Source organism: Bacillus sp. FSL K6-2431 (assembly GCF_038005165.1).
Lineage (GTDB): Bacteria > Bacillota > Bacilli > Bacillales > Bacillaceae > Bacillus > Bacillus pumilus.
This window is the reverse complement of sequence record NZ_JBBOSQ010000001.1, coordinates 2,090,298-2,109,247: the sequence shown is the minus strand read 5'-3', so window position 1 is coordinate 2,109,247 and position 18,950 is coordinate 2,090,298. Positions and strand designations below refer to the sequence as shown.

The following is an 18,950-nucleotide window of genomic DNA, read 5'->3' as shown; positions in this document are numbered from 1 at the left end:
GTTCCTCCCTTTACTTTCCTAAACAGAATTGAGAGAATAACTGATCAATCAAGCTTTCATGAACAGCATCTCCTATAATTTCACCGAGCTGTTCCCAGCAGCGTGTTAAATCTATTTGAACAATGTCGATCGGTACGTCCATTGCAATTCCTTCAAGAGCATCCTCAATTGACTGTTTTGCTGCCTGAAGTAAGGCAATATGCCTTGTATTACTTACATACGTTAAATCTCCACTTTCAATTGATCCAGTGAAGAACAGTGATTGAATCGCCATTTCTAGCTCATCAATGCCCTTTTCTTGTAATAATGATGTAGTGACCACCGGACGATCCTTCGCTAACTGCTTGACCTTTTCTACATCAAGCTTAGGCTCAAGGTCTGTCTTATTCACAATTACGATGATATCCATACCTGAGACAGCCTCAAAAAGCTTAATATCTTCTTCTGATAATTCTTCGCTATAATTGAGCACAAGTAAAATCAGGTCAGCTTCTTTTAAGACCTGTCTAGATCGTTCAACCCCTATACGCTCAACAATGTCCTCAGTCTCACGTATACCCGCAGTATCGACTAGACGGAGGGGTACACCTCTTACATTCACATATTCCTCAATGACATCTCTCGTAGTTCCAGGAATATCTGTGACAATCGCCTTTGTTTCCTGTACAAGACTATTCAGCAAGGAAGACTTACCAACATTCGGCCTTCCTATAATTACAGTGGATAAGCCCTCTCGAAGGATTTTCCCCTGCTGAGAGGTCGAGAGCAGCGACTCAATTTCTTTTTTGACCGATGTCGCTTTTTCCACTAAAACGCGATGTGTCATTTCTTCAACATCGTCATACTCTGGGTAGTCAATATTGACTTCAATATGCGCCAGTGTTTCTAGGATCTCGCCGCGCAGTCGCTGAACCAAACCGGAGAGTCGTCCCTCCATTTGAGTGATTGCTACATTCATCGCACGATCCGTCTTTGCCCGAATCAAATCCATGACAGCCTCTGCTTGCGATAGATCTATTCTTCCATTTAAGAAAGCACGCTTTGTGAACTCACCTGGCTCCGCTAATCTTGCTCCTTCTCTTAAAGCAAGCTGCAATACTTTATTGACCGTTACAATTCCGCCATGGCAGTTAATCTCAATAACGTCTTCTCTCGTAAATGTTTTTGGCGCTCGAAGTACTGACACCATGACCTCTTCTATTACTTGATCAGTCTTTGAATCCACGATATGACCATAATGAATGGTATGAGAATCCACTGATACAAGTTTTTTCTCCTTAGACCCTTTATACATCCGATCAGCGATCTGTACCGCTTCAGGCCCACTTAAACGAATAATCGCAATTGCTCCTTCACCCATCGGTGTCGAAATGGCTGCAATTGTATCCATCGCTCAATCACCTCTTTCTCTACTTAATAGACAGTCTTTTATCTATTAAATGGACGTTGTCCATCTCTATATCAAAAACGCTTAATCCAAAATTTAAAGATACCATAAATGAAAGCGAAGTGAAAGTATCTTCCATCTAATTATCCACAGCTTGGCATCCTATCTATTTTAACACTTAACTTATCCACATGTGAATAACGACGTTCTCAACTTATCTTCACATCTTACACCGAAACCCAATAAATTTAAACGCCCCGATGCCTTTGTTTACTTGTGAAAATGGCATTTTCCACTCAAATTACACCCTAACTTTTTAGAAATAAAGGATGAATCTTCTATAGAAACACAATTTTTCAATAAAAAAAGACTAAAATCCAGCTTTGCTGAATTCTAGCCTTTCTGTTATTTTTTATACAGCACCACAACATGACGCTTGCTGCCTGTATCTTCTGATGCCGTTGCTAGTTCTTTAGAAAAAGCAGCGATCGTATCATGAATTACTTTTCGTTCGTTCGAAGGCATTGGTTCTAAATGAACCTTTCTCTTCGTTTTTAAAACTTTGTTTGCTGTCTTGACGGCATATTGTTCAAGTGCTTCTTGTCGCTTCTTCCTATAATCTCCAATATCAATGGTAATATGATGATACTGATCAGAATAGCGATTAAACACTAACTGTACCAAGGTTTCTAAAGAGTACAAAGTTTGACCTCTTTTTCCAATCATTAATGACGTTTTATCTCCATCAATGTGGAAAGAAATCTTTTTCGGTTCCTGTTTGGAAACAATCTTCGCTTTAGGATCAATTGATTTAACAATATTATCTAAATACTGTGTAGCTAATTTAAGAGCATTTCTCTTTTCTATCAATTTGACTACAGCTTGTCTTTTGCCAAATAATCCTAAGAACCCTTTATTTCCTTCATCAACTATTGTGATATCTACTTCTTCTTTTAGAAGCTGCATTTGTTTAAGTCCGGAATCTACTGCTTCTTCGATTGTGCGACCGACAGCAGTTATTTCCTTCATTTTTTATTCCCGCCAGCTTTTTCTTTTGTATCTAATTTTACTTGAGGAGTTTTAATCACTAATGTTTGGATGATCATGAAAATGTTACCTACAACCCAGTACAATGAAAGTGCTGCTGGGAAACTAATAGCAAATACAATGATCATAATCGGCATAACCCACAGCATGATCGCCATTTGAGGGTTGTCCGAAGGATTTCCAGCCATCATCAGTTTTTGCTGAATGAAAGTAGCTACCCCCGCAATGATCGGTAATAGGAACAATGGATCTGGACTGCCTAAGTCAAACCATAAGAATGTATGCTTTTTAATTTCTGCTGTTCTCATAATCGCATGATAAAAACCGATTAGGATTGGCATCTGAATTAAAATTGGGAAACAGCCAGCCAATGGATTGACGCCATTCTTTTGGAAAAGGGCCATTGTTTCCTGCTGAAGCTGCTGCTGAGTTTTTTGATCTTTAGAGCTATATTTTTCACGAAGTTTTTTCAATTCAGGCTGCAATGCTTGCATTGCTTTTGTACTTCTTAACTGCTTAATCATTAATGGTAAAATGAGCAAACGGATTAACAGTGTCACAATAATGATCGCAACCCCGTAGTTTTCACCAGTCAAATTTGCCATGTACGTGATTAATTGAGATAGCGGGTAAACAATATATGAGTTCCAGAATCCCTTACTATCTGATGTGATTGGTTCATTAATCTGTGTACATCCTGCCAATAGAACCAATGCGCCAATCAAGCTAAATATTAGTAATAATCGCCTTTTCAACAAGATTCCTCCCATTACTTCAAACTTTATTTAAGTTGGAATTGATTACGAAAGTGACTCACCTAATCAGTATGGTAACATTTTTTCATTACAAAGTGGTGGTTTCATTTTAATTCACTAGATGAAGGAAGCGCTTTTAAAAATTGATTCAACGAAAGTTTCTATTACGAAGACTTTTTCGGTTGTTGTTGATAAACAGCGGATTTTCTAAATAAATGTTGGAGAGACTTTTTTGTTTCTTCAAAGGTCAATTCACTTGCTGGTTTTCTTGCAATGACAATGTAGTCTTTTTCTTGCTTTAACTTATGACCTTCCTCTAAAAACACCTGGCGGATCAGTCGTTTAATACGATTTCTCATCACTGCATTACCAATCTTCTTACTGACAGACAATCCTAAACGCAGTTCATCTTGATTTGGTTGATCCAGCTGGTAAATAACGAATTGGCGGTTCGCCATTGATTGACCTTTTTTGAACACCTTTTGAAACTCTTCATTTTTTTTTAGCCTGTTTCGCTTCTTCATGTTTTCTTCCACTCCGATAAAAACTGACAGTTCAATTACGATTTTATGTAAAAAAGACCACTGACATTATTCAGTGGCCTAAGCTGATAATTTTTTTCTACCTTTGCTGCGGCGTCGCTTTAAAACTAGACGTCCGTTTTTAGAACTCATACGGCTGCGGAAGCCATGAACTTTACTACGCTTACGGTTATTTGGTTGAAACGTTCTTTTCATTTATGACACCTCCCTGAGGAATAGCTGTTTAAGACAGTCTAACTCATTATATTTGTGTAACCCATCGATTGTCAATATCAATGATAAAACTCTTATTATCAACCTTATAAGCATAACATAATTTATCAAACGAAGAAACCTTCTTTTTCAGTTTCCAACATTTTATTCTTTTTTTCCTCCTAAAAAGCCTCCAAAACAAGGGTGTGGATATTTTTCCGGCATATTTAGACTATCCACATCCATTATCGACATTTTTTTCACACAAATAACCGATGTGGATAATTATTTTTCAACAGGATGTAAAGTGTGTGGATAAGTTTGTGACACCCATTGCACCATCTCGTTTATTTTGATATTATATTTGTGTTTTAACTCTTAATTACTTATCTGACCTATTTGCGTTATCCACAATCTGTGGATAAGCTGTGGAAAGATATTACACAGGTTGTTGAATTGTTTATCCACAGGCTGTGTAATTTGTCGAAAAGACGTTTTTCTACTATATTATTTGTTTTCAACAATGTATGTGCACGAATGGTGATGACCATTTGCTCTTTTTCGTGTTCTATAACAGTTTGATACTGGTCATTTTAAAAAGAAAAGGAGGGGGGAGAAGCCTTATGGAAAATATTTTGGATCTGTGGAATAAAGCACTTCAAAAAATAGAGACAAAGTTGAGCAAGCCCAGTTTTGAGACATGGATGAAATCGACAAAAGCCCATTCTCTTCAAGGTGATACGCTTACAATTACCGCACCAAATGAATTTGCTAGAGACTGGCTGGAATCAAGATATCTTCATTTAATTGCTGATACCATCTACGAACTGACAGGTGAAGAGCTCAGTATTAAATTTATTATTCCTCAAAATCAGGATGAAGTGGAAGCTATGCCAAAGTCTCCAATTAAAAAAATGTCTAAAGAAGATCCCGTCGATATTCCACAAAATATGCTGAATCCAAAATATACATTTGATACTTTTGTTATTGGTTCAGGCAACCGATTTGCGCATGCCGCTTCACTTGCAGTTGCGGAAGCACCAGCAAAAGCATATAATCCGCTCTTTATTTATGGGGGCGTTGGTTTAGGAAAGACTCACTTGATGCATGCGATTGGTCATTATGTCATCGACCATAATCCATCAGCCAAAGTGGTCTATCTATCATCTGAAAAATTTACAAATGAATTTATCAACTCAATCCGAGACAACAAAGCTGTCGATTTCCGTAATCGCTATCGGAATGTCGATGTGCTTTTGATAGATGATATTCAATTTTTAGCAGGAAAAGAACAAACACAAGAAGAATTTTTCCATACATTCAACACACTTCACGAAGAAAGTAAGCAAATCGTCATTTCTAGTGATCGGCCGCCGAAAGAAATTCCGACACTTGAAGACAGATTACGCTCTCGATTCGAATGGGGCTTAATCACAGACATTACCCCGCCCGATTTAGAAACGCGTATTGCGATTTTACGAAAAAAGGCAAAAGCAGAGGGATTAGACATTCCGAATGAAGTCATGCTTTATATTGCCAATCAAATCGACAGCAACATTCGTGAACTGGAGGGTGCTTTGATTCGTGTCGTTGCTTATTCTTCTTTAATTAATAAAGATATCAATGCGGATCTAGCAGCTGAGGCGCTAAAGGACATCATTCCTTCATCGAAGCCAAGGATCATTACAATTAAAGATATTCAAAGAATTGTAGGGCAGCAATTTAATATTCGCTTAGAGGATTTCAAAGCGAAGAAACGTACGAAGTCAGTTGCTTATCCAAGACAAATTGCCATGTATCTCTCTAGAGAAATGACTGATTCCTCTCTGCCTAAAATAGGAGAAGAATTTGGAGGTCGTGATCATACGACTGTCATTCATGCTCATGAGAAGATTTCGAAATTAATCGTTGAAGATGAACAGCTTCAGCAGCATGTGAAAGAAATCAAAGAACAATTAAAATAACCTAGCTGATATAATAAGTACGGGAAAATGTGAATAACTAGAGCATAGTCATACACAGTCTGTCCACATGTGGATAGGCTGTCTTTCCTTTCTTATTACCGACTTATCCACATATTCACAAGCCCTACTATTACTTCTACGATTTTTATTAATAAAATATATATACATGTCATTAAGAAAATTTAGGAGGACCACTATGAAATTCACGATTCAAAAAGATCGTCTTGTCGAAAGTGTCCAAGATGTATTAAAGGCCGTATCCTCTAGAACAACGATACCTATTTTGACAGGGATAAAAATTGTTGCATCTGATGAGGGGGTTTCTCTCACAGGAAGCGACTCTGATATCTCAATTGAATCCTTTATTTCTCAAAGAGATGGAGATTTAGAAGTGATCACGATTGATCGTCCAGGGAGTATTGTGCTTCAGGCCCGCTTCTTTAGTGAAATTGTGAAGAAACTGCCAATGGCTACTGTCGAAATTGAAGTAGAACAAAATCACCTCACCATCATCCGTTCTGGTTCAGCGGAATTTAACTTAAACGGCTTAGATGCTGAGGAATATCCGCATCTTCCGCAAATTGAAGAGCATCATGCATTTCAAATTCCGACAGACCTGCTTAAAAACTTAATTCGTCAAACTGTTTTCGCAGTGTCCACCTCAGAAACACGACCTATCTTGACAGGTGTAAACTGGAGGGTAGAAAAAGGTGAATTAATATGCACAGCGACGGATAGCCACCGTCTTGCTTTAAGAAAAGCGAAGTTGGATATTGACGAGGAAAGCTCATACAATGTCGTGATTCCAGGGAAAAGTTTAACAGAGCTAAGTAGAATCCTTGATGATGGACAAGATCTTGTGAGCATCGTAATTACAGAAACACAAGTTCTCTTTAAAGCACAAAACGTGTTGTTCTTCTCAAGATTGCTGGATGGTAATTATCCAGATACAGCTCGTCTGATCCCGCAGGAAAGTAAAACGGATGTCGTGGTCAACACGAAGGAATTCCTTCAAGCTATTGATCGTGCATCACTTTTGGCAAGAGAAGGACGCAATAACGTCGTAAAGCTGTCAGCTGATCCTGAACAAAGCCTTGAGATTTCTTCTAATTCACCTGAGATCGGTAAAGTAGTCGAAACGGTTCAAGCAGATGACATTAAAGGGGAGGACCTTAAAATCTCCTTCAGTCCAAAATATATGCTGGATGCGTTAAAAGTATTAGAGGGAACTGAAATTCATGTAAGCTTCACTGGTGCCATGAGACCTTTCCTGTTGCGCACGCCAAATGATGATTCAATCTTGCAGTTGATTCTTCCAGTCAGAACATATTAATTCAATCTAAAATAGCTGCTGTGAGAGTGCACAGCAGCTTTTCTTCTCGTTTACCATGCTTTCTTTCATCCCAGTTCGCTTTCCCCCTTTCCTTCTTGTCTTGTTTTTTAGTACAATTAGATATTAGTGATATTGAAAGAGGTCGATACAATGCCTAATCTTATAACCATTGAGAAAGAAATGATTACATTAGGGCAGTTTTTGAAATTAGCCGAAGTCATCCAATCTGGCGGAATGGCGAAATGGTTTTTAAGTGAACATGAGGTGTTCATTAATCAAGAGCCGGATAATAGACGGGGACGCAAACTATACCCAGGAGATGTTGTCGAGATAGAAGGTTATGGCACATTTCAAGTTGTGAATTAGAAACGGGTGACAATACATGTACATTCAAAGTCTGGCGTTAACTTCATACCGAAACTATGAACACACCGAGCTTCAATTCGACAACAAGGTGAATGTCATGATCGGTGAGAATGCCCAAGGTAAAACGAACTTGATGGAAGCGATCTATGTATTGTCGATGGCAAAGTCGCATCGTACGTCAAATGATAAAGAACTTATCCGATGGGACCAAGACTATGCTAAAATAGAAGGTAGAGTCATCAAAAAAAATGGTCCACTCCCAATGCAGCTCGTGATCTCAAAAAAAGGGAAAAAGGGCAAGGTCAATCACATTGAACAACAGAAGCTCAGTCATTATGTTGGTGCGTTAAACACCATCATGTTTGCACCAGAGGACTTAAGTCTTGTGAAGGGCAGCCCGCAAATCCGCAGAAGATTTCTCGATATGGAGATTGGACAAGTTTCTGCTGTCTACTTGCATGATTTATCGCTCTATCAAAAAATTCTCTCTCAGCGGAATCATTACTTGAAACAATTGCAGACAAGAAAGCAAAAGGATCAAGCGATGCTGGAGGTTTTAACAGAGCAGTTGATTGATGCGGCAGCGAAAGTTGTCAAAAGACGACTGACTTTTACGAAACAGCTCGAGAAATGGGCGCAGCCGTTGCATTTTGGCATTTCTAGAGAGCTAGAAACACTCACGCTCCAATACCACACGGCGATAGAGGTATCAGAAGCGTCAGACTTGTCGAAAATAAAGAATAGCTATGAAGAATCGTTTCAGAAACTAAGAGACAGAGAAATAGACCGAGGAGTGACGCTGTGGGGACCTCACAGAGATGACCTTCTTTTCTTTGTGAATGGTCGGGATGTTCAGACATATGGCTCTCAAGGGCAGCAAAGAACAACAGCTCTTTCACTAAAGCTGGCAGAAATCGACTTGATACACGAAGAGATTGGAGAATATCCCATTCTTCTACTCGATGATGTTTTATCTGAACTTGATGATTACAGACAGTCTCATTTGCTCCATACCATTCAGGGACGTGTACAGACCTTCGTCACCACAACAAGTGTTGAGGGCATCGATCACGCCACCTTGAAAGAAGCGGAAATTTTCAGAGTAGCCAGTGGAAAAGTAATTGACTGATAAATGAGGTGTGGGTCTTGTATATTCATTTAGGTGATGATTGTGTTGTTTCTACACGAGAGATTGTCGCAATTGTTGATTACAAAATGAGGTCGTCTTCTGTTGTGGAAGAGTTTCTCCTAAAACACGAAAGACAAATCATTTTGTTATCACAAGGGACACCCAAATCCATCGTCGTCACAACTAAATCTGTTTATTACTCTCCTCTTTCCTCAAGCACGCTCAAAAAACGTGCTTCATTTGTGATTGAAATTGAAGTCTAAAAGCTCAATTCATATAAATATATCGTTTAAGAAAAGTGTAGGTGAATGTACGTGGCAATGGAACAGCAACATAATAGTTATGATGAAAATCAGATACAGGTGCTTGAAGGACTAGAAGCTGTTAGAAAACGTCCAGGAATGTACATTGGGTCAACCAGTGCAAAAGGACTTCACCATCTTGTATGGGAAATTGTCGACAACAGTATTGATGAGGCTTTAGCTGGATATTGCACAGATATTACGGTGCAAATTGAAAAGGATAATAGCATTACAGTGAAAGATAATGGCCGCGGAATTCCTGTTGGGATTCATGAGAAAATGGGACGTCCTGCTGTAGAGGTTATTATGACTGTTCTTCACGCTGGCGGTAAATTTGACGGCAGCGGTTATAAAGTATCTGGCGGTCTGCATGGCGTAGGGGCATCTGTTGTTAATGCGTTATCTACGACCTTAGACGTGACCGTATATCGTGATGGGAAAATTCATTATCAACAATTCAAACGTGGTGTTCCAGTTGGAGATTTAGAGATCATTGGTGAAACAGATGTTACAGGGACAACCACTCATTTTGTGCCAGATACAGAAATTTTTACTGAAACCATTGAATTTGATTACGACACACTTGCCAACCGTGTACGTGAGTTAGCTTTCTTAACAAAAGGTGTCAACATCGTTATTGAAGATTTACGTGAGGGGAAAGAACGACGAAATGAATACTGCTATGAAGGCGGTATTAAGAGCTATGTAGAACATTTAAATCGCTCAAAAGAAGTCGTTCATGAAGAACCCGTTTACATCGAAGGTGAAAAAGATGGAATCACGGTTGAAGTGGCATTACAATATAACGATTCCTATACAAGCAACATCTATTCCTTCGCCAACAATATCAACACGTATGAAGGCGGAACACACGAAGCAGGCTTTAAAACAGGTCTGACACGTGTCATCAATGATTATGCTCGTAAAAATGGCGTATTCAAAGATGGAGACTCGAATTTGAGCGGTGAAGATGTGCGAGAAGGCTTAACAGCCATTATCTCCATCAAACATCCAGATCCTCAATTCGAAGGACAAACGAAAACAAAGCTCGGTAACTCAGAAGCAAGAACCATTACCGACTCCCTTTTCTCTGAAGCACTTGAGAAATTCCTCTTAGAGAACCCTGATGCTGCAAAGAAAATTGTGGAGAAAGGCGTGATGGCAGCTCGTGCAAGAATGGCTGCCAAAAAGGCACGTGAGCTGACAAGACGTAAAAGTGCACTGGAAGTCTCCAGCTTACCGGGGAAACTGGCGGATTGTTCTTCTAAAGACCCTTCCATCTCTGAACTTTATATCGTAGAGGGAGATTCTGCGGGTGGATCTGCTAAGCAAGGTCGTGATCGTCACTTCCAAGCAATCTTACCGTTAAGAGGGAAGATCCTAAACGTAGAAAAAGCGCGACTAGATAAAATTCTATCGAACAACGAGGTTCGTTCAATGATTACAGCGTTAGGGACTGGAATCGGAGAAGACTTTAATTTAGAGAAAGCTCGCTATCACAAAGTTGTGATCATGACGGATGCGGATGTCGATGGAGCGCACATTCGAACGCTGCTTTTAACATTCTTCTATCGCTACATGCGTGAAATCATTGAAAACGGTTATGTGTATATTGCGCAGCCACCTTTATTTAAAGTGCAGCAAGGTAAACGTGTTGAGTATGTGTATAACGATAAACAGCTAGATGAGCTGCTAAAGACATTGCCTCAAACACCAAAACCTGGACTTCAGCGCTATAAAGGTCTTGGAGAAATGAACGCAACTCAGCTTTGGGAAACAACAATGGACCCTGATGCGAGAACACTTCTTCAAGTCACACTTGAGGATGCGATCGATGCTGATGAGACATTTGAAATGCTCATGGGAGATAAAGTAGAGCCGAGAAGAAACTTTATCGAAGAAAATGCGCAATACGTGAAAAACCTCGATATTTAGATAGATCCCTACTGAGAACAACCTTATTTCTTGTTTGGAATAAGGTTGTTTTTCAAGAAATAGGGGCGTGTAACCAATGTCCTGTTTTTCCGTGTTTTCGCTGATTTTCTAGTAAATAAATGTGTATAAAGACGAGATTATTGATATAATGGAGAATAGTCTTGTGAAGATAAATACATATTTTACTCCCACATAATTTATTTCATGTGATACGTAAAGGGAGGTTCTTATAGTGAGTGAACAACATACACCAAATGTACGCGAAGTGAATATTAGTCAGGAAATGCGTACGTCTTTTTTAGATTATGCAATGAGTGTGATTGTGTCGCGTGCATTACCAGATGTGCGTGACGGATTAAAGCCCGTGCATCGAAGAATTTTGTATGCGATGAATGACCTAGGTATGACAAGTGATAAACCATTTAAGAAATCTGCACGTATCGTCGGGGAAGTTATCGGTAAGTATCACCCTCATGGTGACAGTGCTGTATACGAAGCGATGGTTCGTATGGCGCAAGACTTCAACTATCGTTATATGTTAGTAGATGGTCATGGAAACTTTGGTTCAGTCGATGGAGACGGAGCAGCGGCGATGCGTTACACCGAGGCACGTCTATCGAAGATTTCTATGGAAATCCTCCGTGATATCACTAAGGATACCATTGATTATCAGGATAACTATGACGGCAGTGAAAGAGAGCCAATGGTGATGCCTGCAAGGTTCCCGAACTTATTGGTAAACGGAGCGACAGGAATTGCTGTAGGAATGGCGACCAATATTCCGCCACACCAATTAGGTGAAGTGATTGATGGAGTATTGGCTATCAGTCAAAACCCTGAAATGACTACACAGGAACTTATGGACATCATCCCAGGCCCAGATTTCCCAACAGCAGGTCAAATCATTGGCCGAAGTGGTATTCGGAAGGCGTATGAGACAGGGCGCGGCTCTATTACATTAAGAGCAAAATCGGATATTGAGGAAACATCTAGTGGTAAACAGCGCATTGTTATCAATGAGATCCCTTACCAAGTCAACAAAGCCCGTTTAATTGAAAAAATTGCTGATCTTGTGCGTGATAAAAAGATTGATGGCATTACAGACTTGCGTGATGAATCAGATCGTAATGGTATGCGTATTGTCATTGAACTGCGTAGAGATGCAAACGTTCATGTTCTATTAAACAATCTTTATAAACAAACGACACTTCAAACGTCTTTTGGTATCAACTTATTAGCACTTGTTGATGGACAGCCGAAAGTCTTGTCCCTCAAACAATGTCTTGAGTATTATCTAGAGCATCAAAAAGTGATCATTCGCAGAAGAACAGCATATGAGCTGCGTAAAGCAGAAGCAAGAGCACACATTTTAGAAGGTCTGAGAATTGCACTTGATCACTTAGATGAAGTCATTGCTTTAATTAGAGGCTCTCAAACTGCAGAAATTGCGAGAAATGGTTTGATGGAGAACTATAGCTTGTCTGAAAAACAGGCACAGGCCATTCTTGATATGCGACTTCAGCGTTTGACTGGTCTAGAACGAGAAAAGATAGAAGATGAATATAAAGGACTTGTTGATTTGATTGCTGAATTAAAAGCCATTTTAGCAGACAATGAGAAAGTACTTGAAATCATTAGAGAAGAATTAATAGAAATTAAAGAACGCTTCAATGATACGCGCCGTACTGAAATTGTGACAGCGGGTATTGAAACAATTGAAGACGAAGATTTGATTCCTGTTGAGAACATCGTGATTACGCTGACGCATAATGGTTATATCAAGCGTCTCCCTGCATCAACATACCGCAGTCAAAAAAGAGGCGGTAAAGGTGTCCAAGGAATGGGAACCAACGAAGATGATTTCGTTGAACAGTTGATTTCAACATCGACCCACGATACGATTCTTTTCTTCTCTAATAAAGGGAAGGTATATCGTGCGAAAGGGTATGAGATTCCTGAATTCGGACGGACAGCGAAAGGGATTCCGATCATTAACCTTCTTGAAGTAGAAAAGGGAGAATGGATTAACGCCATTATTCCAGTAAGCGAATTTGATGAAAATTCGTACCTCTTCTTTACAACAAGACACGGTGTATCAAAACGGACGACATTGTCTCAGTTCGCTAACATTCGAAACAACGGTCTTATTGCACTTAGCCTTCGTGACGAAGATGAACTGATGGCTGTTCGTTTAACCAATGGAGAAAAACAAATCATCATTGGGACGAAAAAGGGGATGCTGATTCGTTTCGCCGAGACAGATGTTCGTGAAATGGGACGTACGGCAGCTGGGGTCAAAGGGATTACACTTTCTGAGGATGACATCGTCGTTGGAATGGAAATCCTTGAGCCAGATGCAAACGTATTGATCGTAACCGAAAGAGGTTATGGTAAATTAACGCCTGAAAAAGAATATCGTGTTCAAACTCGAGGCGGTAAAGGTCTTAAAACATGCAAGATCACTGACAACAATGGTCCGCTTGTCACAGTGAAGGCGACCAATGCTGAAGCTGAAGAAGATTTGATGATTATTACAGGGAGCGGTGTCATCATTCGTATGGCCGTTTCAGACATTTCGACAACAGGCCGTGTCACTCAAGGTGTCCGCCTAATCCGTCTTGGTGATGAGGAACATGTCGCAACAGTGGCATTAGTTGAACAATCACAAGAAGACGATGAAGATAATGAAGAGAACGTAGAGAATATAGATTCAGATCAAGAGCAATCTGAGTAAAAATAAAGCCGGTTTTTCACCGGCTTTATTTTTTTTGAAAAAACATCACTTTTTTTGAAATTTATAATGCTTTTTTCATAGATATGTGTTAATCTTTCAAAGGAGCAAAAAGAGGCTCTATTTTTTATCTCATTCCCCAGTAAAAACTTCTTAGAAAAACAAAATGTTTTTTAAGAAAAATGTTGACTGTTGATAGAGATATATGATATATTTAAGTGGTCGCTTTAAGAGAGTGACACACAAGTTCTTTGAAAACTAAACAAGACAAAACGTACCTGTTAATTCGAGTTTTTATAAAAAATCCTATGTTATATCATAGGTAGTCAGTCAAACGCTGACGAAAAACAAAACTTCGGTTTTGTACTTTTTCGGAGAGTTTGATCCTGGCTCAGGACGAACGCTGGCGGCGTGCCTAATACATGCAAGTCGAGCGGACAGAAGGGAGCTTGCTCCCGGATGTTAGCGGCGGACGGGTGAGTAACACGTGGGTAACCTGCCTGTAAGACTGGGATAACTCCGGGAAACCGGAGCTAATACCGGATAGTTCCTTGAACCGCATGGTTCAAGGATGAAAGACGGTTTCGGCTGTCACTTACAGATGGACCCGCGGCGCATTAGCTAGTTGGTGGGGTAATGGCTCACCAAGGCGACGATGCGTAGCCGACCTGAGAGGGTGATCGGCCACACTGGGACTGAGACACGGCCCAGACTCCTACGGGAGGCAGCAGTAGGGAATCTTCCGCAATGGACGAAAGTCTGACGGAGCAACGCCGCGTGAGTGATGAAGGTTTTCGGATCGTAAAGCTCTGTTGTTAGGGAAGAACAAGTGCGAGAGTAACTGCTCGCACCTTGACGGTACCTAACCAGAAAGCCACGGCTAACTACGTGCCAGCAGCCGCGGTAATACGTAGGTGGCAAGCGTTGTCCGGAATTATTGGGCGTAAAGGGCTCGCAGGCGGTTTCTTAAGTCTGATGTGAAAGCCCCCGGCTCAACCGGGGAGGGTCATTGGAAACTGGGAAACTTGAGTGCAGAAGAGGAGAGTGGAATTCCACGTGTAGCGGTGAAATGCGTAGAGATGTGGAGGAACACCAGTGGCGAAGGCGACTCTCTGGTCTGTAACTGACGCTGAGGAGCGAAAGCGTGGGGAGCGAACAGGATTAGATACCCTGGTAGTCCACGCCGTAAACGATGAGTGCTAAGTGTTAGGGGGTTTCCGCCCCTTAGTGCTGCAGCTAACGCATTAAGCACTCCGCCTGGGGAGTACGGTCGCAAGACTGAAACTCAAAGGAATTGACGGGGGCCCGCACAAGCGGTGGAGCATGTGGTTTAATTCGAAGCAACGCGAAGAACCTTACCAGGTCTTGACATCCTCTGACAACCCTAGAGATAGGGCTTTCCCTTCGGGGACAGAGTGACAGGTGGTGCATGGTTGTCGTCAGCTCGTGTCGTGAGATGTTGGGTTAAGTCCCGCAACGAGCGCAACCCTTGATCTTAGTTGCCAGCATTTAGTTGGGCACTCTAAGGTGACTGCCGGTGACAAACCGGAGGAAGGTGGGGATGACGTCAAATCATCATGCCCCTTATGACCTGGGCTACACACGTGCTACAATGGACAGAACAAAGGGCTGCGAGACCGCAAGGTTTAGCCAATCCCATAAATCTGTTCTCAGTTCGGATCGCAGTCTGCAACTCGACTGCGTGAAGCTGGAATCGCTAGTAATCGCGGATCAGCATGCCGCGGTGAATACGTTCCCGGGCCTTGTACACACCGCCCGTCACACCACGAGAGTTTGCAACACCCGAAGTCGGTGAGGTAACCTTTATGGAGCCAGCCGCCGAAGGTGGGGCAGATGATTGGGGTGAAGTCGTAACAAGGTAGCCGTATCGGAAGGTGCGGCTGGATCACCTCCTTTCTAAGGATATATGGAGCAGTGTGCGTTTTCGTCTTGTTTAGTTTTGAAGGAACTTGCAAAAGATCCTACAACATCATATCTTCGATATGAAAGATGGGCCTGTAGCTCAGCTGGTTAGAGCGCACGCCTGATAAGCGTGAGGTCGGTGGTTCGAGTCCACTCAGGCCCACCATCTTCTATTAAATCGGGGCCTTAGCTCAGCTGGGAGAGCGCCTGCCTTGCACGCAGGAGGTCAGCGGTTCGATCCCGCTAGGCTCCACCAACGTGTTCTTTGAAAACTAGATAACAATAAGTAATACATTCACATTGAATGCAATGCAAAGTTCATCACACATAGTGATTCTTTCTAAAGTAAGAAATGGTTAAGTTAGAAAGGGCGCACGGTGGATGCCTTGGCACTAGGAGCCGATGAAGGACGGGACGAACACCGATATGCTTCGGGGAGCTGTAAGCAAGCTTTGATCCGGAGATTTCCGAATGGGGAAACCCACTGCTCGTAATGGAGTAGTATCCATACTTGAATACATAGAGTATGAGAAGGCATACCCGGGGAACTGAAACATCTAAGTACCCGGAGGAAGAGAAAGCAAATGCGATTCCCTGAGTAGCGGCGAGCGAAACGGGAACAGCCCAAACCAAGAGGCTTGCCTCTTGGGGTTGTAGGACACTCTATACGGAGTTACAAAGGAACGATATAAGCGAAGAGGTCTGGAAAGGCCCGCCAAAGAAGGTAACAGCCCTGTAACTGAAATGTTGTTCTCTCCAGAGTGGATCCTGAGTACGGCGGAACACGTGAAATTCCGTCGGAATCCGGGAGGACCATCTCCCAAGGCTAAATACTCCCTAGTGACCGATAGTGAACCAGTACCGTGAGGGAAAGGTGAAAAGCACCCCGGAAGGGGAGTGAAATAGATCCTGAAACCGTGTGCCTACAAGTAGTCAGAGCCCGTTAAAGGGTGATGGCGTGCCTTTTGTAGAATGAACCGGCGAGTTACGATCCCGTGCAAGGTTAAGCAGAAGATGCGGAGCCGCAGCGAAAGCGAGTCTGAATAGGGCGCATGAGTACGTGGTCGTAGACCCGAAACCAGGTGATCTACCCATGTCCAGGGTGAAGTTCAGGTAACACTGAATGGAGGCCCGAACCCACGCACGTTGAAAAGTGCGGGGATGAGGTGTGGGTAGGGGTGAAATGCCAATCGAACCTGGAGATAGCTGGTTCTCTCCGAAATAGCTTTAGGGCTAGCCTCAAGGTAAGAGTCTCGGAGGTAGAGCACTGATTGGACTAGGGGCCCCTACCGGGTTACCGAATTCAGTCAAACTCCGAATGCCGATGACTTATCCTTGGGAGTCAGACTGCGAGTGATAAGATCCGTAGTCGAAAGGGAAACAGCCCAGACCGCCAGCTAAGGTCCCAAAGTATACGTTAAGTGGAAAAGGATGTGGAGTTGCTTAGACAACCAGGATGTTGGCTTAGAAGCAGCCACCATTTAAAGAGTGCGTAATAGCTCACTGGTCGAGTGACTCTGCGCCGAAAATGTACCGGGGCTAAACGTATCACCGAAGCTGCGGACTGTTCTTACGAACAGTGGTAGGAGAGCGTTCTAAGTGCTGTGAAGTCAGACCGGAAGGACTGGTGGAGCGCTTAGAAGTGAGAATGCCGGTATGAGTAGCGAAAGACGGGTGAGAATCCCGTCCACCGAATGCCTAAGGTTTCCTGAGGAAGGCTCGTCCGCTCAGGGTTAGTCGGGACCTAAGCCGAGGCCGAAAGGCGTAGGCGATGGACAACAGGTTGATATTCCTGTACCACCTCCTCACCATTTGAGCAATGGGGGGACGCAGGAGGATAGGGTAAGCGCGGTATTGGATATCCGCGTCCAAGCAGTTAGGCTGGGAAATAGGCAAATCCGTTTCCCGTAAAGGCTGAGCTGTGATGGCGAGCGAAATTTAGTAGCGAAGTTCCTGATTCCACACTGCCAAGAAAAGCCTCTAGCGAGGTGAGAGGTGCCCGTACCGCAAACCGACACAGGTAGGCGAGGAGAGAATCCTAAGGTGATCGAGAGAACTCTCGTTAAGGAACTCGGCAAAATGACCCCGTAACTTCGGGAGAAGGGGTGCTTCTTAGGGTGTTAAAGCCCCGAGAAGCCGCAGTGAATAGGCCCAGGCGACTGTTTAGCAAAAACACAGGTCTCTGCGAAGCCGTAAGGCGAAGTATAGGGGCTGACGCCTGCCCGGTGCTGGAAGGTTAAGAGGAGCGCTTAGCGTAAGCGAAGGTGCGAATTGAAGCCCCAGTAAACGGCGGCCGTAACTATAACGGTCCTAAGGTAGCGAAATTCCTTGTCGGGTAAGTTCCGACCCGCACGAAAGGCGCAACGATCTGGGCACTGTCTCAACGAGAGACTCGGTGAAATTATAGTACCTGTGAAGATGCAGGTTACCCGCGACAGGACGGAAAGACCCCGTGGAGCTTTACTGCAGCCTGATATTGAATGTTGGTACAGCTTGTACAGGATAGGTAGGAGCCTTGGAAACCGGAGCGCTAGCTTCGGTGGAGGCATCGGTGGGATACTACCCTGGCTGTATTGACCTTCTAACCCGCTGCCCTTATCGGGCAGGGAGACAGTGTCAGGTGGGCAGTTTGACTGGGGCGGTCGCCTCCTAAAATGTAACGGAGGCGCCCAAAGGTTCCCTCAGAATGGTTGGAAATCATTCGCAGAGTGTAAAGGCACAAGGGAGCTTGACTGCGAGACCTACAAGTCGAGCAGGGACGAAAGTCGGGCTTAGTGATCCGGTGGTTCCGCATGGAAGGGCCATCGCTCAACGGATAAAAGCTACCCCGGGGATAACAGGCTTATCTCCCCCAAGAGTCCACATCGACGGGGAGGTTTGGCACCTCGATGTCGGCTCATCGCATCCTGGGGCTGTAGTCGGTCCCAAGGGTTGGGCTGTTCGCCCATTAAAGCGGTACGCGAGCTGGGTTCAGAACGTCGTGAGACAGTTCGGTCCCTATCCGTCGCGGGCGCAGGAAATTTGAGAGGAGCTGTCCTTAGTACGAGAGGACCGGGATGGACGCACCGCTGGTGTACCAGTTGTTCTGCCAAGGGCATCGCTGGGTAGCTATGTGCGGACGGGATAAGTGCTGAAAGCATCTAAGCATGAAGCCCCCCTCAAGATGAGATTTCCCATTCCGCAAGGAAGTAAGATCCCTGAAAGATGATCAGGTTGATAGGTCTGAGGTGGAAGCGTGGTGACACGTGGAGCTGACAGATACTAATAGATCGAGGACTTAACCTATATTCTAATGTGAAGTTTGAACATTGTTATCTAGTTTTGAGAGAACATTCTCTCCATCA

12 protein-coding genes, 2 tRNA genes and 2 rRNA genes are annotated in these 18,950 nt (G+C 42.9%); 11 read left to right on the top strand and 5 right to left on the bottom strand.

What is annotated here, in order from left to right:
- Positions 1 to 10 precede the first annotated feature (10 nt).
- The 5 genes from mnmE to rpmH all read right to left on the bottom strand — a co-directional run bounded on the left by mnmE (position 11) and on the right by rpmH (position 3,926).
- Entirely contained in the window at positions 11 to 1,390 is a 1,380-nt protein-coding gene (mnmE, locus tag MHH40_RS10515; RefSeq protein WP_050944676.1) for a tRNA uridine-5-carboxymethylaminomethyl(34) synthesis GTPase MnmE, read from the bottom strand.
- Between the two features lie 402 nt (positions 1,391 to 1,792).
- The gene (gene jag / locus MHH40_RS10510) at positions 1,793 to 2,416 is read right to left on the bottom strand and encodes an RNA-binding cell elongation regulator Jag/EloR (RefSeq protein WP_003215074.1); all 624 of its coding nucleotides are present in this window, start codon (positions 2,414 to 2,416) and stop codon (positions 1,793 to 1,795) included.
- Positions 2,413 to 3,195 carry a YidC family membrane integrase SpoIIIJ gene (spoIIIJ, locus tag MHH40_RS10505; protein ID WP_095117972.1) on the bottom strand — a complete coding sequence of 261 codons (783 nt, stop codon included), beginning with the start codon at positions 3,193 to 3,195 and terminating at the stop codon, positions 2,413 to 2,415. Before spoIIIJ ends, jag begins: the two co-directional genes overlap by 4 nt.
- A 158-nt stretch (positions 3,196 to 3,353) precedes the next feature.
- The gene (rnpA, locus tag MHH40_RS10500; protein WP_003214983.1) at positions 3,354 to 3,713 is read right to left on the bottom strand and encodes a ribonuclease P protein component; all 360 of its coding nucleotides are present in this window, start codon (positions 3,711 to 3,713) and stop codon (positions 3,354 to 3,356) included.
- Positions 3,714 to 3,791: 78 nt separating this feature from the next.
- The gene (gene rpmH / locus MHH40_RS10495) at positions 3,792 to 3,926 is read right to left on the bottom strand and encodes a 50S ribosomal protein L34 (protein WP_008360908.1); all 135 of its coding nucleotides are present in this window, start codon (positions 3,924 to 3,926) and stop codon (positions 3,792 to 3,794) included.
- 620 nt (positions 3,927 to 4,546) lie between these two features.
- Here rpmH and dnaA point away from each other — a divergent pair.
- The 11 genes from dnaA to MHH40_RS10440 all read left to right on the top strand — a co-directional run bounded on the left by dnaA (position 4,547) and on the right by MHH40_RS10440 (position 18,891).
- Entirely contained in the window at positions 4,547 to 5,887 is a 1,341-nt protein-coding gene (dnaA, locus tag MHH40_RS10490) for a chromosomal replication initiator protein DnaA (RefSeq protein ID WP_003214781.1), read from the top strand.
- Positions 5,888 to 6,083: 196 nt separating this feature from the next.
- Positions 6,084 to 7,220: a DNA polymerase III subunit beta gene (gene dnaN / locus MHH40_RS10485; protein ID WP_050944677.1), complete on the top strand. Its 1,137-nt coding sequence runs from the start codon at positions 6,084 to 6,086 to the stop codon at positions 7,218 to 7,220.
- A gap of 150 nt (positions 7,221 to 7,370) precedes the next feature.
- Complete coding sequence (yaaA, locus tag MHH40_RS10480) at positions 7,371 to 7,586, top strand: S4 domain-containing protein YaaA (RefSeq protein ID WP_003215257.1); 216 nt, start codon at positions 7,371 to 7,373, stop codon at positions 7,584 to 7,586.
- A 16-nt stretch (positions 7,587 to 7,602) separates the two neighbouring features.
- A complete protein-coding gene (gene recF / locus MHH40_RS10475; protein ID WP_003215341.1) occupies positions 7,603 to 8,715 on the top strand; it encodes a DNA replication/repair protein RecF in 1,113 nt (370 codons plus the stop codon).
- 17 nt (positions 8,716 to 8,732) lie between these two features.
- Entirely contained in the window at positions 8,733 to 8,978 is a 246-nt protein-coding gene (gene remB / locus MHH40_RS10470) for an extracellular matrix regulator RemB (RefSeq protein ID WP_050944678.1), read from the top strand.
- A 57-nt stretch (positions 8,979 to 9,035) separates the two neighbouring features.
- Positions 9,036 to 10,952, top strand: a complete 1,917-nt coding sequence (gyrB, locus tag MHH40_RS10465; protein ID WP_034620352.1) for a DNA topoisomerase (ATP-hydrolyzing) subunit B — start codon at positions 9,036 to 9,038, stop codon at positions 10,950 to 10,952.
- A gap of 232 nt (positions 10,953 to 11,184) precedes the next feature.
- Positions 11,185 to 13,686 (top strand): DNA gyrase subunit A, encoded by a 2,502-nt coding sequence (gene gyrA / locus MHH40_RS10460; RefSeq protein WP_050944679.1) that lies wholly within the window; start codon positions 11,185 to 11,187, stop codon positions 13,684 to 13,686.
- Between the two features lie 365 nt (positions 13,687 to 14,051).
- Positions 14,052 to 15,600, top strand: a 16S ribosomal RNA gene (locus tag MHH40_RS10455).
- A 95-nt stretch (positions 15,601 to 15,695) separates the two neighbouring features.
- Positions 15,696 to 15,772: transfer RNA gene (locus MHH40_RS10450), tRNA-Ile, on the top strand.
- 14 nt (positions 15,773 to 15,786) lie between these two features.
- Positions 15,787 to 15,862, top strand: a tRNA-Ala gene (locus MHH40_RS10445).
- A gap of 98 nt (positions 15,863 to 15,960) precedes the next feature.
- Positions 15,961 to 18,891, top strand: a 23S ribosomal RNA gene (locus tag MHH40_RS10440).
- The 16S and 23S rRNA genes sit together here with 2 tRNA genes alongside, the layout of an rRNA operon.
- Positions 18,892 to 18,950 lie beyond the last annotated feature (59 nt).

Coding starts and splice junctions, on each gene's coding strand:
- mnmE (WP_050944676.1), bottom strand. CDS start 1,390: ATGGATACAATTGCAGCCATTTCGACACCGATGGGTGAAGGAGCAATT.
- dnaN (WP_050944677.1), top strand. CDS start 6,084: ATGAAATTCACGATTCAAAAAGATCGTCTTGTCGAAAGTGTCCAAGAT.
- jag (WP_003215074.1), bottom strand. CDS start 2,416: ATGAAGGAAATAACTGCTGTCGGTCGCACAATCGAAGAAGCAGTAGAT.
- yaaA (WP_003215257.1), top strand. CDS start 7,371: ATGCCTAATCTTATAACCATTGAGAAAGAAATGATTACATTAGGGCAG.
- rpmH (WP_008360908.1), bottom strand. CDS start 3,926: ATGAAAAGAACGTTTCAACCAAATAACCGTAAGCGTAGTAAAGTTCAT.
- gyrB (WP_034620352.1), top strand. CDS start 9,036: ATGGAACAGCAACATAATAGTTATGATGAAAATCAGATACAGGTGCTT.
- rnpA (WP_003214983.1), bottom strand. CDS start 3,713: ATGAAGAAGCGAAACAGGCTAAAAAAAAATGAAGAGTTTCAAAAGGTG.
- dnaA (WP_003214781.1), top strand. CDS start 4,547: ATGGAAAATATTTTGGATCTGTGGAATAAAGCACTTCAAAAAATAGAG.
- recF (WP_003215341.1), top strand. CDS start 7,603: ATGTACATTCAAAGTCTGGCGTTAACTTCATACCGAAACTATGAACAC.